Origin of the sequence: Streptomyces sp. NPDC005303 (genome assembly GCF_040607335.1) — a bacterium.
GTDB lineage: Bacteria > Actinomycetota > Actinomycetes > Streptomycetales > Streptomycetaceae > Streptomyces.
Genome location: NZ_JBEXGM010000023.1, coordinates 24,516 through 40,271, shown reverse-complemented (window position 1 = coordinate 40,271; position 15,756 = coordinate 24,516). Strand labels below are relative to the sequence as shown.

The 15,756-nt window shown below is 70.1% G+C and carries 15 protein-coding genes; all 15 read right to left on the bottom strand.

Annotation, left to right across the window (positions count from 1 at the left end):
* Positions 1-46: 46 nt before the first annotated feature.
* The 15 genes from ABZT93_RS27920 to pgsA all read right to left on the bottom strand — a co-directional run bounded on the left by ABZT93_RS27920 (position 47) and on the right by pgsA (position 15,733).
* Positions 47-2,584 (bottom strand): bifunctional (p)ppGpp synthetase/guanosine-3',5'-bis(diphosphate) 3'-pyrophosphohydrolase, encoded by a 2,538-nt coding sequence (locus ABZT93_RS27920; RefSeq protein WP_356109763.1) that lies wholly within the window; start codon positions 2,582-2,584, stop codon positions 47-49.
* 224 nt (positions 2,585-2,808) lie between these two features.
* The gene (locus ABZT93_RS27915; protein ID WP_356109760.1) at positions 2,809-3,348 is read right to left on the bottom strand and encodes an adenine phosphoribosyltransferase; all 540 of its coding nucleotides are present in this window, start codon (positions 3,346-3,348) and stop codon (positions 2,809-2,811) included.
* A complete protein-coding gene (gene secF / locus ABZT93_RS27910) occupies positions 3,345-4,451 on the bottom strand; it encodes a protein translocase subunit SecF (RefSeq protein WP_356109757.1) in 1,107 nt (368 codons plus the stop codon). Before secF ends, ABZT93_RS27915 begins: the two co-directional genes overlap by 4 nt.
* A 2-nt stretch (positions 4,452-4,453) precedes the next feature.
* Entirely contained in the window at positions 4,454-6,220 is a 1,767-nt protein-coding gene (gene secD, locus ABZT93_RS27905) for a protein translocase subunit SecD (RefSeq protein ID WP_356109754.1), read from the bottom strand.
* A 131-nt stretch (positions 6,221-6,351) separates the two neighbouring features.
* Positions 6,352-6,861 (bottom strand): preprotein translocase subunit YajC, encoded by a 510-nt coding sequence (gene yajC / locus ABZT93_RS27900; protein ID WP_356109751.1) that lies wholly within the window; start codon positions 6,859-6,861, stop codon positions 6,352-6,354.
* Positions 6,862-7,034: 173 nt separating this feature from the next.
* Positions 7,035-8,105 (bottom strand): Holliday junction branch migration DNA helicase RuvB, encoded by a 1,071-nt coding sequence (ruvB, locus tag ABZT93_RS27895; protein ID WP_356109749.1) that lies wholly within the window; start codon positions 8,103-8,105, stop codon positions 7,035-7,037.
* Between the two features lie 10 nt (positions 8,106-8,115).
* Positions 8,116-8,721 carry a Holliday junction branch migration protein RuvA gene (ruvA, locus tag ABZT93_RS27890; RefSeq protein ID WP_356109746.1) on the bottom strand — a complete coding sequence of 202 codons (606 nt, stop codon included), beginning with the start codon at positions 8,719-8,721 and terminating at the stop codon, positions 8,116-8,118.
* A complete protein-coding gene (gene ruvC, locus ABZT93_RS27885) occupies positions 8,718-9,257 on the bottom strand; it encodes a crossover junction endodeoxyribonuclease RuvC (protein ID WP_356109743.1) in 540 nt (179 codons plus the stop codon). The genes ruvA and ruvC overlap by 4 nt, the downstream gene beginning before the upstream one ends.
* A gap of 131 nt (positions 9,258-9,388) precedes the next feature.
* On the bottom strand, positions 9,389-10,141 hold the full coding sequence (locus tag ABZT93_RS27880; RefSeq protein ID WP_020117485.1) for a YebC/PmpR family DNA-binding transcriptional regulator: 753 nt from the start codon (positions 10,139-10,141) through the stop codon (positions 9,389-9,391).
* Positions 10,142-10,190: 49 nt separating this feature from the next.
* Positions 10,191-10,796: a pyridoxal 5'-phosphate synthase glutaminase subunit PdxT gene (gene pdxT, locus ABZT93_RS27875; protein WP_356109740.1), complete on the bottom strand. Its 606-nt coding sequence runs from the start codon at positions 10,794-10,796 to the stop codon at positions 10,191-10,193.
* Between the two features lie 6 nt (positions 10,797-10,802).
* Positions 10,803-11,708, bottom strand: coding sequence for a pyridoxal 5'-phosphate synthase lyase subunit PdxS (gene pdxS, locus ABZT93_RS27870; protein ID WP_352247992.1), 906 nt, complete (start codon positions 11,706-11,708; stop codon positions 10,803-10,805).
* A gap of 419 nt (positions 11,709-12,127) precedes the next feature.
* On the bottom strand, positions 12,128-12,670 hold the full coding sequence (locus ABZT93_RS27865) for a hypothetical protein (RefSeq protein WP_356109737.1): 543 nt from the start codon (positions 12,668-12,670) through the stop codon (positions 12,128-12,130).
* Between the two features lie 230 nt (positions 12,671-12,900).
* Positions 12,901-14,070, bottom strand: a complete 1,170-nt coding sequence (locus ABZT93_RS27860; protein ID WP_356109734.1) for a glycosyltransferase family 4 protein — start codon at positions 14,068-14,070, stop codon at positions 12,901-12,903.
* Positions 14,067-14,984 carry a phosphatidylinositol mannoside acyltransferase gene (locus ABZT93_RS27855; protein WP_356109731.1) on the bottom strand — a complete coding sequence of 306 codons (918 nt, stop codon included), beginning with the start codon at positions 14,982-14,984 and terminating at the stop codon, positions 14,067-14,069. The genes ABZT93_RS27860 and ABZT93_RS27855 overlap by 4 nt, the downstream gene beginning before the upstream one ends.
* Positions 14,981-15,733 carry a phosphatidylinositol phosphate synthase gene (pgsA, locus tag ABZT93_RS27850; protein ID WP_356109729.1) on the bottom strand — a complete coding sequence of 251 codons (753 nt, stop codon included), beginning with the start codon at positions 15,731-15,733 and terminating at the stop codon, positions 14,981-14,983. Before pgsA ends, ABZT93_RS27855 begins: the two co-directional genes overlap by 4 nt.
* Positions 15,734-15,756: the final 23 nt, after the last annotated feature.

Below are 15,756 nucleotides of genomic sequence, written 5' to 3'. Positions count from 1 at the left end.
CGTGTGTCTTCTACGACTGCTTCCTACGACTTCCTACGACTGTCTTCTACGACCGGCTCCGCGCCGACGTCACGCGGTACACGTCGTACACGCCCTCCACGCCCCTGACCGCCTTCAGGACGTGACCGAGGTGCTTCGGGTCGCCCATCTCGAAGGTGAAGCGGGAGGTGGCGACGCGGTCGCGGGAGGTCTGGACGGCCGCGGAGAGGATGTTGACGTGCTGGTCGGACAGGACGCGGGTGACGTCGGAGAGGAGCCGGGAGCGGTCCAGGGCCTCGACCTGGATGGCGACCAGGAAGACCGAGGACTGCGTGGGTGCCCACTCGACCTCGAGGATGCGCTCGGGCTCCCGGGACAGTGAGTCCACGTTGACGCAGTCGCTGCGGTGAACCGATACGCCACTGCCCCGGGTGACGAAGCCGATGATCGGGTCGCCCGGGACGGGGGTGCAGCAGCGGGCCAGCTTGACCCACACGTCGTCGACGCCCTTGACCACGACACCGGGGTCCTGGTTGCTCCGCCGCTTGCGACCGCGGGTGCGGGACGGCGGGACCGCCTCGTCCATCTCCTCGGTGGCCGCCTCCTCGCCACCGAGCGCCTGGACCAGCTTCTGCACGATGTTCTGCGCGGAGACATGGCCCTCGCCGATCGCCGCGTACAGCGCGGAGATGTCGGAGTACCGCATCTCGTGTGCGAGCGTGACCAGGGAGTCGCCGGTGAGGATGCGCTGGATCGGCAGGTTCTGCTTGCGCATCGCGCGGACGATGGCGTCCTTGCCCTGCTCGATGGCCTCGTCGCGGCGCTCCTTGGAGAACCAGGCGCGGATCTTGTTGCGGGCCCGCGGCGACTTCACGAAGTTCAGCCAGTCCCGGGACGGTCCGGCCCCGGGCGCCTTGGACGTGAAGACCTCGACGAGGTCGCCGTTGTCCAGGGTCGACTCCAGCGGTACGAGACGGCCGTTGACGCGGGCTCCTATGGTGCGGTGGCCCACCTCGGTGTGCACCGCGTACGAGAAGTCCACCGGTGTGGCACCGGCCGGCAGCGCTATGACGTCGCCCTTGGGGGTGAAGACGAAGACCTCGTTGCGGGAGAGGTCGAAGCGCAGGGACTCCAGGAACTCGCCGGGGTCCTCGGTCTCCTTCTGCCAGTCGAGGAGCTGGCGCAGCCACGCCATGTCGTTGAGGTGGTCGTCCTTGCCGGTGGTCCTCGGCTGGTCCGAGCGGACCTTGGAGGTGCCGGCGACGGCCTCCTGCTTGTACTTCCAGTGCGCGGCGATGCCGTACTCGGCGCGGCGATGCATGTCGAACGTGCGGATCTGGAGTTCGACCGGCTTGCCGTTCGGCCCGATGACCGTGGTGTGCAGCGACTGGTACATGTTGAACTTGGGCATCGCGATGTAGTCCTTGAACCGGCCGGGGACCGGGTTCCATCGCGCGTGCACGGTGCCGAGGGCGGCGTAGCAGTCGCGGACGGTGTCGACGAGGACTCGGATGCCGACCAGGTCGTAGATCTCCGCGAAGTCGCGGCCGCGGACGATCATCTTCTGGTAGACGCTGTAGTAGTGCTTGGGGCGGCCGGTGACAGTGGCCTTGATCCGGGCCGCGCGCAGGTCGGACTGCACCTCGTCGGTCACTATGGCCAGATACTCGTCACGCTTGGGCGCCCGCTCGGCCACCAGCCGTACGATCTCGTCGTACATCTTGGGATAGAGGATCGCGAACGCGAGGTCCTCCAGCTCCCACTTGATGGTGTTCATGCCGAGGCGGTGGGCGAGCGGCGCGTAGATCTCCAGCGTCTCGCGCGCCTTCTTCTCCTGCTTCTCGCGCTTGAGGTAGCGCATGGTGCGCATGTTGTGCAGGCGGTCGGCGAGCTTGATGACCAGGACGCGCGGGTCCTTGGCCATCGCCACGACCATCTTGCGCACGGTCTCGGCCTGCGCGGCCTCGCCGAACTTGACCTTGTCCAGCTTGGTGACGCCGTCGACGAGCAGGGCGACCGAGTCGCCGAAGTCGCGGCGGAGCTGGTCGAGGCCGTACTCGGTGTCCTCGACGGTGTCGTGCAGCAGACCGGCCATCAACGTCGCCGGATCCATGCCGAGCTCGGCGAGGATCGTGGTCACCGCGAGGGGGTGGGTGATGTACGGGTCACCGCTCTTGCGCTTCTGGCCGCGGTGCCAACGCTCGGCGACCTGATAGGCGCGCTCGATCTGGCGCAGGGTCGCGGTCTCGATCTTCGGGTCGTTGCTGCGCACTATGCGCAGCAGGGGCTCGAGGACCGGGTTGTACGGGTTGGAGCGCTGCACGCCGAGGCGGGCGAGGCGGGCGCGGACGCGGTTGGAGGAGCCGGTGCGGGCGGGCTGGCCCGTGTTCGGCCGGACCGTGGGGGCCGACTGCGCGGGGGGCTCGGCCGGGGCCGGCTTGGGCCGGGCCGACTCGGCCGGCTTGTCGACGGGCCCGGACTGGGCGTGCTCGACCGGCCCGCGGGCGTCGTTCGTCGCGCTCTTCGCGTCCGGCGCGGGCTTCGCCGCGGGCGCCGAGGCGGGCTCGGGCTTGGCGGCGGTGAGTGGCTGGGCCTCGTCTGGCAAGAGGGCTCCTCGTGCGCGATCCGAATCCCCGGTCAGGCTCCGGAGAACCCATGGTAGCGATCCAACGCCCCAGGATCGCCTTCAGGCCGATGTGAGGGACGTCTACCTCCCAAACACGAGGGGTCGCCGTCGGCATTCCGCACGGCCGCGCGCACCCTCCCGCGGGAAACGGCCGCCCCCGGAGATCCAGGGACGGCCGTCACGCGATGCACGGTTGCGGTCGGTCAGACCACCAGCAGCGCTTCCAGCGGGGCTCCGGCCAGGGCCGGCTCCAAGCGGGCCCGCCCGCCCAGGAAGCCCAGTTCCATCAACACCGCGAGGCCCGCCACCTCGGCGCCCGCGCGGCGGATCAGCTCGATCGATGCCTCCGCGGTGCCGCCCGTCGCCAGGACGTCGTCGACGATCAGGATGCGGTCGTCGGCGGACAGGTCCTCCGCGTGCACCTCGATCTCCGCCGAGCCGTACTCCAGGTCGTACGCCTGGCTGAGGGTCGCCCCGGGGAGCTTGCCCGCCTTGCGCACGGGGATGAAGCCGAGGCCCGCGCGGACGGCGACCGGGGCGCCCAGGATGAATCCCCGGGCCTCCAGACCGACGATCTTCGTGGCACCGGTGTTCGCGGCGACCGCGGCCAGCGCGTCGGTGAGCGCCGTGAAAGCCGCCGGGTCCGCCAGGAGCGGGGTGATGTCCTTGAACATCACGCCCGGCTCCGGGTAGTCGGCCACATCACGGATACGGCTGAGCAGCAGCTCCTCGATGCCCGTCATCGGCGCTTCCCCGAGGGACGGCCACGGCCCCGGCCCCGGGACGCGGGCTGGGTGCGCGGGCCGACGACCGCGTGGGCGGTGTCGTCGTCCGGCTCGTCGGAGACGGGACGCGAGTCGGCGGTCTCCTCCTCGCCGGACCCCTGGGCGCGCTTGGCCAGGACCCGCTTCTTGAGGGCCTTCATGGCCGGCTCGCGCTCCTTGAGGTCGGCGACGAGCGGCGTGGCGATGAAGATCGAGGAGTACGCACCGGCGGCGAGACCGACGAACAGCGACAGCGAGATGTCGTTGAGCGTGCCCGCGCCGAGGAAGCCGCCACCGATGAACAGCAGGCCCGCCACCGGAAGCAGCGCGACCACCGTGGTGTTGATCGAGCGGACCAGGGTGCCGTTGATCGAGCGGTTGGCGATGTCGCTGTAGGTCCAGCGGTTCTGCTTGGTGATGTCCTTCGTCTGCTCCTTGAGGGAGTCGAAGACGACCACCGTGTCGTAGAGCGAGTAACCGAGGATGGTCAGCAGACCGATCACCGTGCCCGGCGTGACCTCGAAGCCGACGAGGGCGTAGATGCCGACGGTGATGGTGATGTCGTGGATCAGGGCGACGAGCGCCGCGATGGCCATGCGCCACTCGAAGGCGATCGCCAGGTAGATCACGACGAGGACCATGAAGATCGCCAGGCCCTGCCAGGCCTTGTTGGCGATCTGGTCGCCCCAGCTGGGTCCGACCAGGTCGGCGGCGATGCTCTCCGGGTCGACCTTGAAGTCCTTGGCCAGGTCCGTCTTGATCTGGTCGGACTGCTGGGTGTCCATGCCGGCGATCTGGATGCGCAGCGTGCCGTTGCCTAGCTTCTGGACGACGGCGTCGTGGCCGGAGGCCTCCTTCGCGAAGTCCTCGGCCTGGGAGACCGAGACGCTGGTCTTCTCCGTGGTGAAGACCGCGCCGCCCTGGAAGTCGATGCCCATGTTGAGGCCGCGTACCGCGAGGCCCAGGATCGCCGTGATGGTGATCAGGATCGAGATGCCGTACCAGAGCTTGCGGTGACCGATGAAGTCGTAGCTGATCTCGCCACGGTGCAGTCGGGCGCCGAGGTTGCCGAGCTTCGACATGCTCACGCCTCCTTCGTGTGGGCGGGGGCGGCGGGACGGCGGGTGCGGCGCAGCGGCGGCTTGGCACCCAGGCTCTTCGGGTCGAGCCCGGACCACTTGCTGCCGCTGGCGAAGAACGTCCGGCGGGCCAGCAGTGTCATCAGCGGCTTGGTGAAGAAGAAGACCACGACCACGTCGAGCACGGTGGTCAGACCGAGCGTGAACGCGAAGCCCTGGACCTTGCCGACCGTGACGATGAACAGCACCGCGGCGGCGAGGAACGACACGAAGTCGGAGACCAGGATGGTGCGCCGGGCACGCGGCCAGGCCCGCTCGACGGCGGGGCGCAGCGAGCGGCCCTCGCGGATCTCGTCCCTTATGCGTTCGAAGTACACGATGAACGAGTCCGCGGTGATACCGATCGCGACGATGGCACCGCACACGGCCGGCAGGTTCAGCGCGAACCCGATGGCCGGGCCGAGCAGCGCCATGAGCACGTAGGTGAGGATGCCGGAGACGAGCAGCGAGGCCATCGCGACCAGCGAGAGACCCCGGTAGTACGCCACCAGGTAGAAGACCACCAGGAGGAGGCCGATGGCACCGGCGAGGAGACCGGCGTGCAGCTGGTCACCGCCGAGCGCCGCGGTCACCGTGGTCACGCTCTGCTCCTTGAAGGAGAGCGGGAGGGCGCCGTACGACAGCATGTTCGCGAGGTTCTGCGCCTCGTCCTGCGTGAAGCTGCCGGAGATCTGGGCGTTGCCGCCGGTGATCGCGGAGTTGACGTAGGGGCTGGAGACGACCTCGCCGTCGAGGACGATGCCGAACTCGTTCTGCGGCTGGGTGTTCTTCGAGAGCTGGCCCGTGACGTCCGCGAACTTCTTGGCGCCCTTGCTGTTGAAGGTCATGGTGACCTGCCAGCCGGAGGCGTTCTGCGTGTCGAAGACCGCCTGGGCCTTCTTGACCTCGGTGCCGTCGACGGCGGCCGGGCCGAGCAGGTACTTGTACCAGACGCCGGAGCTCTGACCGCAGCCCAGGGTGGTGTCGCCCGGCTTGGCGCCCTCGCCCGCGGTGGTGCGCTGCGCCTTCTTCGAGCAGTCCAGGGCGGTGTACTGGGCCTGGAGCTTGGCCTGGGCGTCGGACGGGGCGGTGCTCGCGGGGGCCGAGGCCGACGGGGACGCGGAGCTCGACGCGCTCGCGGACGCCGACGGCGTGGAGTCGGCCTTCAGCGCGTCGGTGACGGCGCGGCCCTGCGAGGTGGCGGAGGCCGACGGGGAGGACGACGAGGTCGCCTTCTCGCCCGTGGAACCGGACTTGCTCGCGGAGGGGCTCGGTGAGGCCTTCGAGGAGCCGCTGGCGGAGGGGCTCGGCGAGGTGGCCGCGGCGGGGCCGGTGGCCTCCTGCGCCAGGACCGGGCGGAAGTACAGCTTGGCGGTGGTGCCGACCTGGTCGCGGGCCTCCTTGGAGTTGGTGCCCTTCGGGATGTTCACGATGATGTTGCGATCACCCTGGGTCTGCACCTCCGCCTCGGAGACGCCCAGGCCGTTGACACGGCGGTTCATGATGTCGACCGCGGTGTCCATGTTGGCCTTGTTGATCGCGGACCCCTGCTCGGCCTTGGCCTCCAGCGTGATGCTGGTGCCTCCGGCAAGGTCGATGCCGAGACGCGGGGTGGTGTGTCCGGAGAGGAACATTCCACCGGTGAGCGCCACGATGGCGATCAGGATCAGGGCCAGCGTGCGCCCTGGCTTGCTCTGGGCACTCGCGCTCCGGCCCCTTTTGGGTGCTGCCACCTTCTCGTACTCCCTCTCGGGCCGCTCTCGCGCCGGATCGGCGGGCGGGCGGCCATGACTGGTGTCGGGATCCCGTGCGAGACGCGCAGGTCCGGGGCGCGTCGAGCTGGTGCGCGCGCCCCGGAGTGCGACTACTTCGCGTCGGAGTCGCCGTCGGTCTTCTTCGGCTCCTCGTCCGACTTCGCCTCGGCGGCCTCGGCGGGCGCGTCGTCGGCGGGCTCCTCGGCCGTGTCCTTCTTACCGAGGTCGACGGACTTCTCGTCGGAGGCGGCGGCAGCTTCGTCGGCGGACTCGTCGGTCTCGGTGAGGGAGGAGGCGTCGTCCGGGACGACGTCGGAGTCGGACTTCAGGTCGTGCTCGATGCCGTGGACGATGCGGTTGTACTCGTCGTCGGTCAGGACGGCACCGATGGCGTTCTTCGCGAAGAGAAGATCGATGCCGGGACCGGCGTCGAGGAGGACCGTGTCCTCGTTGACCTCCTTGACCGTGGCGTACATGCCCCCGATGGTGCGGACGCCGCTGCCGGGCTGCATGTCGTTCCGCATGCTCGCGGCCTGCTGCTGCTTCTTCTTGGCCGAGCGGGTCATCAGGAACATGGCCCCGATGAGCACGATGAACGGGAGGAGGGTCACGAGACTCACGGGTCGGTACTTCCTTCACGCGACCGCGATGTGAGCGGCCTGATGGTTGGGGGTATGTCTGCCGCCGACAAAGGCGGCATCGGCGGAGTCTAAGCGAGTCCGCGCGCAGGGAACAACGCTCAGCATCGCACCTGGGTTCCGGACCCGGCCAATGCATCGCCGTCACAAAGACATCACGTCCCGAACAGGTCCTGTTGTCCGTTTCCTGTGGACGCCGACCGGGGCGGGGTGAGGCCGAGATGTGCCCATGCCGCGGGAGTGGCGACCCGTCCGCGCGGGGTGCGGGCGAGCAGACCCTCCCGTACGAGGAAGGGCTCGGCCACTTCTTCGACGGTCTCGCGCTCCTCTCCCACCGCGACCGCGAGCGTGGACAGGCCGACGGGGCCGCCGCCGAAGAGCTTGAGCAGGGCCTCCAGGACTCCGCGGTCGAGGCGGTCGAGGCCGCGGGCGTCGACCTCGTAGACCTTCAGGGCGGCCGCGGCGATGTCGCGGGTGATGATCCCGTCGGCCTTGACCTGGGCGTAGTCGCGGACCCGGCGCAGCAGACGGTTGGCGATCCGGGGCGTGCCGCGCGAGCGGCCGGCGATCTCGGCGGCGCCGTCGGGGTTGATCTCGACGTCGAGCAGGTTGGCCGAGCGGTGGATGACGCGCTCCAGCTCGGCGGGTTCGTAGAACTCCATGTGCGCGGTGAAGCCGAAGCGGTCGCGCAGCGGAGGCGGCAGCAGACCCGCGCGCGTGGTGGCGCCGACCAGGGTGAACGGGGGCAGCTCCAGCGGGATGGCGGTGGCGCCGGGGCCCTTGCCGACGATGACGTCGACGCGGAAGTCCTCCATCGCCATGTACAGCATCTCCTCGGCGGGCCGCGACATGCGGTGGATCTCGTCGAGGAAGAGGACCTCGCCCTCCTGGAGGGAGGAGAGGATCGCCGCGAGGTCGCCGGCGTGCTGGATGGCGGGGCCGCTTGTGATCCGGATCGGGGCGTTCATCTCGGCCGCGATGATCATCGACAGGGTGGTCTTGCCGAGGCCGGGGGCGCCGGAGAGCAGCACGTGGTCGGCGGTGGCGCCCCGCGCGCGTGCGGCCCGCAGGACCAGGTCGAGCTGTTCGCGGACCTTCTCCTGGCCGATGAACTCGTCCAGGTCCTTGGGGCGCAGGGCGGCCTCGACGGCCTGGTCCTCGCGGTCGGCGGACGCACCGACGAGCCGCTCGGCGGCGGTGTCGTCGGTGGTGTCGTCCCAGTTCACTGACGTTCTCCTAGCGGGCGCGGTTCAGGGTTTGCAGGGCGGCCTTGAGCAGTTGGCCGACCTGAGGCGTGCCCTCGGACGCCTCTGCCTGCGGGGTCACGGCGGTGACGGCCTCGTCGGCCTCGCGCGTGGCGTATCCGAGGCCGATCAGGGCGGCGTGCAGCTGGTCGCGCCAGCCCTGGGTGACCGGAGCGCCGATCGTGGGGGCGCCGATCGGCTCACCGAGCCGGTCCTTGAGTTCCAGGAGCAGCTTCTGGGCGCCCTTCTTGCCGATGCCGGGCACGGCGATGAGCGCCTTCTCGTCACCGGTGGCCACCGCTCGGCGCAGCGCGTCGGGCGAGTGCACCGCCAGCATGGACTGGGCCAGCCGCGGGCCGACGCCGCTGGCGGTCTGCAGCAGTTCGAAGACCTGGCGCTCGTCGTCGTCGACGAAGCCGTAGAGGGTGAGGGAGTCCTCGCGCACGACGAGGGAGGTGGCGAGCTTGGCGGGTTTGCCGAGACGGAGCGTCGACAGCGTGTTCGGCGTGCATTGCACCGCCATGCCGACACCGCCGACCTCGACCACCGCGGTGTCGGGAGCGAGTGCGGCGATCGTGCCGCTCACGAAGGCGATCATGCCGTACGGCCTTTCCGTGCTGTGGCTGCGTGCAGGGCGACGGCCTGCTGGAGTCGGTTCTGGGCGGGCGCGCGCCAGATGTGGCAGATGGCGAGGGCGAGGGCGTCGGCGGCGTCGGCCGGCTTGGGCGGCGCGTCGAGTCGCAGCAGGCGGGTGACCATGGCGCCGACCTGGGCCTTGTCGGCACGCCCGCTGCCGGTGACGGCGGCCTTTACCTCGCTCGGGGTGTGCAGGGCGACGGGGATGCCGCGGCGGGCGGCGCACAGCATGGCGACGGCGCTGGCCTGGGCCGTGCCCATCACCGTACGGACGTTGTGCTGGCTGAACACCCGCTCCACGGCCACGAATTCGGGCCGGTGCTCGTCCAGCCACTCCTCGATGCCCTGCTCGACGGCGACGAGTCGCTGTCCCAACTCGGCGTCCGCGGGCGTGCGTACGACCCCGACGCCGATCATCGTGAGCGGCCGGCCCGCGACCCCCTCGACGACGCCCACGCCGCATCGCGTGAGACCGGGGTCCACCCCGAGTACGCGCACGCTCCCCCTCCTTCGATATCCCCAGTTCGTGCAGGCTATCGGGTGCCACCGACAACGACCGCCTGCAACGCCCGGCAAAGCGACGGGCCGACGGGTGTGTCCCGTCGGCCCGTTCGCAGCAGAGCGTCGGCTCAGGCGTCTACCTTCTCCATGACCTCGTCGCTCACGTCGAAGTTGGCGAAGACGTTCTGGACGTCGTCGCTGTCCTCGAGAGCGTCGATCAGCCTGAAGATCTTCCTGGCGCCCTCCTCGTCCAGCTCGACCTGCATGGTCGGGACGAAGTTGGCGTCGGCGGAGTCGTAGTCGATCCCGGCGTCCTGGAGGGCGGTACGGACGGCGACCAGGTCGGTGGCCTCGCTGAGGATCTCGAAGGACTCACCCAGGTCGTTGACCTCCTCGGCACCCGCGTCCAGGACGGCACCGAGCACGTCGTCCTCGGTGAGCTCGCCCTTGGGGACGATGACGACGCCCTTGCGGTTGAAGAGGTACGACACCGAACCGGGGTCGGCCATGTTGCCGCCGTTGCGGGTCATGGCGACGCGCACGTCGGAGGCGGCGCGGTTGCGGTTGTCGGTGAGGCACTCGATGAGCACCGCGACGCCGTTGGGGCCGTAGCCCTCGTACATGATCGTCTCGTAGTCGGCGCCGCCGGCCTCGAGACCGCCGCCGCGCTTGATGGCGGAGTCGATGTTCTTGTTGGGAACAGACGACTTCTTCGCCTTCTGCACGGCGTCGTAAAGCGTCGGATTGCCGTCCAGGTCCACGCCGCCCATGCGCGCCGCGACCTCGATGTTCTTGATCAGCTTCGCGAAGAGCTTGCCGCGCTTGGCGTCGATCACGGCCTTCTTGTGCTTCGTCGTGGCCCATTTAGAGTGGCCGGACATCTGCCTGTCTCCTTCGCGTAACCCATCTCTGCAACCAACGCCTGAGATCCTACAAGGACTCCCGCGTCCGGTACGCGCGCACCATGTCGACAAAGAGAGAGTGCACGCGGTGGTCGCCGGTCAGTTCCGGGTGGAACGACGTGGCGAGCGCGTTGCCCTGGCGGACCGCGACGATGTGGCCGTCGTGCTCGGCGAGCACCTCGGCCTCGGCACCGACGGACTCCACCCAGGGGGCGCGGATGAAGACGCCCTCCACCGGGGCGCCCGGAACTCCCTCGACGTCGACCGCGGCCTCGAAGGACTCGTTCTGACGTCCGAAGGCGTTGCGGCGCACGATCATGTCGATGCCGCCGATGGTCTCCTGGCCCGAGCGCGGGTCGAGGATCTTGTCGGCCAGCATGATCAGCCCCGCGCAGGTGCCGTAGACGGGCATGCCGTCCCGCACGCGCGCGCGGAGCGGCTCCATCACGCCGAACAGGACCGCCAGCTTGGAGATGGTGGTGGACTCGCCGCCGGGGATGACGAGGCCGTCCAGCTCGGCGAGTTCCTCGGGGCGCCGCACCGGCCTGGCCACGGCATCGGCCGCGGCCAGGGCCACGAGGTGCTCCCGGACGTCGCCCTGGAGGGCCAGGACGCCTATGACAGGAGTGCTCATGAGTGGTTACCAGCCGCGGTTGGCGTAGCGCTCGGTCTCGGGGAGGGTGTCGCAGTTGATGCCGACCATGGCCTCGCCGAGGTTGCGGGACGCGTCCGCGATGATCTTCGGGTCGTCGTAGAAGGTGGTGGCCTTCACGATGGCGGCGGCGCGCTTGGCCGGGTCGCCGGACTTGAAGATGCCGGAGCCGACGAAGACGCCCTCGGCGCCGAGCTGGCGCATCAGCGCGGCGTCGGCGGGAGTGGCCACGCCACCGGCGGAGAACAGCACGACCGGGAGCTTGCCGAGCTCGGCGACCTCCTTGACCAGCTCGTACGGGGCGCGCAGCTCCTTGGCGGCGGCGTACAGCTCGTGGTTGTCGTAGCCGCGCAGGCGGGCGATCTCGTTCTTGATCTGGCGCAGGTGGCGGACGGCCTCGACGACGTTGCCGGTGCCGGCCTCGCCCTTGGAGCGGATCATGGCCGCGCCCTCGGCGATGCGGCGCAGGGCCTCGCCCAGGTTGGTGGCACCGCAGACGAAGGGGGTCGTGAAGGCGAACTTGTCGCTGTGGTTGACCTCGTCGGCCGGGGTGAGGACCTCGGACTCGTCGATGTAGTCGACGCCGAGCGACTGCAGGACCTGGGCCTCGACGAAGTGGCCGATGCGGGACTTGGCCATGACCGGGATCGAGACGGCCTCGATGATGCCCTCGATCATGTCCGGGTCGGACATCCGGGCCACGCCGCCATCCTTGCGGATGTCGGCCGGGACCCGCTCCAGCGCCATGACGGCGACGGCGCCCGCGTCCTCCGCGATCTTCGCCTGCTCCGGAGTGACGACGTCCATGATCACGCCGCCCTTGAGCTGCTCCGCCATACCGCGCTTCACGCGCGCGGTGCCGGTCTCGGGAGCCTGGTTCTCGGTGCTGGACACGGGTTGACCTCGCTGAAGTGAAAGGGATTACTGCAGCACCGAGGAAACGGCACGGGAGCAGGCCACAGCAAGGGCCAATGGGGAGTCGGTGGATCGTTTTGCCTCCCGGGGGATCGTGTCGGCCGGAGTTCTCCCAGGTCAGCACGCACGCCGGGGCCGTCGGGTGTGAGGACCGACACCCGTGCCTGGTCGGAGCCAGGGGCGCGGGACATAGGTCGTCACGGTTGGCGAGCCGTGGGCGTGCAGCGCGACGGCGCCCCAGGTCCGGCCGCAGTAGCCGTACCCCTTCGGCTCGCCGACGAAGATCTCCCGAGCTCCTCGTCGAGGGCCCGTACCGGCACGGGCAGCGGACAGCCCTCCCGCTCGTAGGGGGCCCAGCCCTGACCGGCGGCCGGCCCCGCACCTCATGAACCGACGTCCTACGTGGCCCGGTCCACCAGGGCCGCGGGCGGTTCGTCGTCCATCTCGAAGGCCATCGGGAAGGGGGCGTGGCCGGCCAGCCGGAACCAGCGGACCTTGCGGTGCTGGCGGAGCCGGCGGGCGGCGCCGACCGCGTCGTTGTGGAAGCGGCGGGCCATCGGGACCCGCCGTACGGCCTCCGTGAGTTCATGGGCCGCCGCCTCTCCCCCGGGCACCTCGCGAACCGCCTCCACCTGGGCCGACTCCCCGAACACGGCCCTCAGCGCCTGGCTCAGTTCGCTCTCGGCGACCTCCCGCTGCTCCTCCTCGGCCTGCCGGGCCGCGTGCGCGGCCTCGTACAGGACGATCGACGCGGCCGGGTCGAGCACACCTGAGGTGGCCAACTCCTGGGCCACGGAGGCCCGACGGAGCAACTGCGCGTCCAAGCCCGCGCGCGTGGCGTCGATCCTGGCGTGCAGCCGGTCGAGACGGCCCGCGGTCCAGCTCAGATAAAGGCCGATCGCGACGAGCGCGACGAGAATCCAGATGAGGGTGGGAGTCACGGGCAGCAAGGCTATCGGGGCGGGTTGAGGCGGGGTGGGTCAGGCACAGGGGTGGACACGAGAGCGTGCCCGAGGAACGCCTGACCGGTACGAGGCTGTCGTCGCGAGGTCTCTCGCCCTTCGGCAGTGCCGACGTCGGCACGGGCCTGGGCAGCCGGTTCGGTGTCGGGCGGGCCGGGCCCGTGATCGGCTCACGGCATCCGGCCCCAGCTCCGACAGCCCCGCCACGGTCAGTCCCGGGCGAGTCCCAGCCTCGCCCGCAAACCCGGCCCCCGGGCGTCGTCCGCCGCTGCCACCGCCGCCGCGCCCGACGTCACCGTCTCGTACACCGACAGGATGTCCGCGCCGACCGTCGACCAGTCGAACCGGCGTACGTGCGCGCTGCCGCGTGCCCGCAGTTCGGCCAGCCTCGCCGGGTCACCGAGCAGTCGTACCGCCGCCTCGGCGAGCGCGTCCGCATCCTCGTTGGCGAACAGCTCACCCGCCGCGCCGTGGTCGAGGACCTGGGCGAAGGCGTCCAGATCCGACGCCAGTACCGGGGCCCCCGCCGACATGGCCTCGACCAGGATGATCCCGAAGCTCTCGCCGCCGGTGTTGGGGGCGACGTACAGGTCGACGCTGCGCAGGAAGCGGGCCTTGTCCTGGTCGCTGACCATGCCGAGGAATTCCACACGCGCGCGCAGCTCCTCGGGGAGCGACTCCACCGCCTCCTCCTCGTCGCCGCGCCCGGCGACCAGCAGCCGGGTCCGCGGGCGCTCGGCGAGAATCTTGGGCAGGGCCTTCATCAGCACCGGCAGGCCCTTGCGGGGCTCGTCGATGCGCCCCATGAAGCCGATCGTGTCGCCCTGCCACTCGGGCTTCGGCTCGGCCTTGGCGAAGAAGTCGACGTCGACGCCGTTGGGGATCACCACCGCGTCGCCGCCGAGGTGCTCGACGAGCGTGCGGCGGGCGTACTCGCTGACGGCGATCCGGGCGCTGATCTTCTCCAGGGCGGCCTGGAGGATCGAGTACGCGGCGACCATGACCCGGGAGCGCGGGTTCGAGGTGTGGAAGGTGGCGACGATCGGGCCCTGCGCGGCCCAGCAGGTCAGCAGGCCGAGCGACGGCGAGGACGGCTCATGGATGTGGACCACGTCGAACTCGCCATCGTGCAACCAGCGGCGCACCCGTGCCGCCGACAGGAAGCCGAAGCTCAGCCGGGCCACCGAGCCGTTGTACGGCACCGGGACCGCGCGGCCGGCCGAGACGACGTACGGGGGCAGCGGGGTGTCGTCGTCGGCCGGGGCGAGGACGGACACCTCGTGGCCGAGACGGATGAAGTACTCGGCGAGGTCGCGGATGTGGAACTGCACGCCACCCGGCACATCCCAGGAGTACGGGCAGACGATGCCGATTCTCACGGGCGGGCCCCGTCCGACGGTCGGGGTTCGAGGTCCTTCAGCCACAAACGCTGCAGCATGTGCCAGTCCTCCGGATGGTCGGCGATCCCGGTGGCGAAGGCATCGGCCAGCGCCTGTGCCATGACAGACGTCTTTTCGGCCCGCGTACCTGTCTCGGGCACCTCGACCGGGGGGTGCACCCTTCCCTGCATGACGGGCGAGTCGTCGTACCAGAGTGTCACCGGCAGCAGCAGCGCGCCCGTCTGCTGGGCCAGCAGGGCCGGGCCTGCGGGAATACGGGTCGCCTCGCCGAAGAACCGCACCTCGACCCCGGACGACGACAGGTCCCGCTCGGCGACCAGGCAGACCAGGCCGCCGTCACGCAGCCGCCGGGCCAGCGTGCCGAACGCGGTGCCGCCGCTGTGCGGGAGCACCTCCATGCCGAGGCCCTCGCGGTAGGCGACGAAACGGTCGTAGAGCGTCTCCGGCTTGAGCCGTTCGGCGACCGTGGTGAACGGCGTCTCCAGCTTGGTGGTGACCCAGGCGCCGGCGAGGTCCCAGTTGGCCATGTGCGGCAGCGCGAGGATGACGCCCTTGCCGGCCGCGAGCCCGTCGGTGAGGTGGTGCAGGCCCTTGGGATCGAAGCCTGCCTTTATGCGGTCCTTGCTCCAGGCGGGCAGCCGGAAGGACTCCATCCAGTAGCGCAGATACGACCGCATGCCCGCGCGCGAGAGCTCGGCGAGGCGCTCCGGGCTCGCGTCGGGCACCACGCGCGCGTAGTTGCTCTCCAGTCGGAGTACGCCCTTGCCGCGCTGTTTCCAGGCCAGGTCGGCGATGCTCCGGCCGAGGCGCACGGCGACCGGCTCGGGGAGCTTCTTGACCGCGCCCCAGCCGAGGCCGTACAGGGAGTCCGTCAGCCGCTCCTGGGCGCTCACTTCGCGGCCTCGCTCCCCTGCTCCTGGGCGCTCTTGTTCTCCTGGGGCTTCTCGTGGGGCTTCTCCTGGGACGCCGTCTCGACAGCGGCAGACTCCCCCGCACCCGACTCCGCCGCGGCCTCCTCGGCCTCCGCCGACTCACGACGCACCGTGACGACCCGCTGGACGAGCGTGACCAGGCTGCCCACGGCGACGATCCACAGGGCGACCGGCAGCAGGTACTGGATGCCGGGCACGCCGAACTTGTGCAGGCCCGCGAAGCCGGCCGCGACCAGGGAGATCACCAGACGCTCGGCGCGCTCCACGAGGCCGTTGACGGCGACCGGCAGCCCGATCGACTCGCCCCGGGCCTTCGTGTACGACACCACCTGGCCGCTGGCCAGGCAGAAGATGGAGACCGCGCACAGGGCGATGTCGTCGCCCCCGCCCGCGTACCAGAGGGCGAAGCCGCCGAAGATGGCGCCGTCGGCGACCCGGTCGAGCGTGGAGTCCAGGAAGGCGCCCCAGCGGCTGGAACGGCCGAGCTGACGGGCCATGTTGCCGTCGACGAGGTCGGAGAACACGAACAGCGTGATCACGACCGTGCCCCAGAAGAACTCCCCCATGGGGTAGAAGACCAGCGCGCCCGCGACCACTCCGGCGGTGCCGAGGAGCGTGACCGTGTCGGGGCTCACGCCCCTTCTGATCAGAAACGAGGCGAACGGAGTGAGAACACGCGTGAAGAATGCACGCGCGTACTTGTTCAGCATGGCCTTCCCGACGGTCGGTGTGG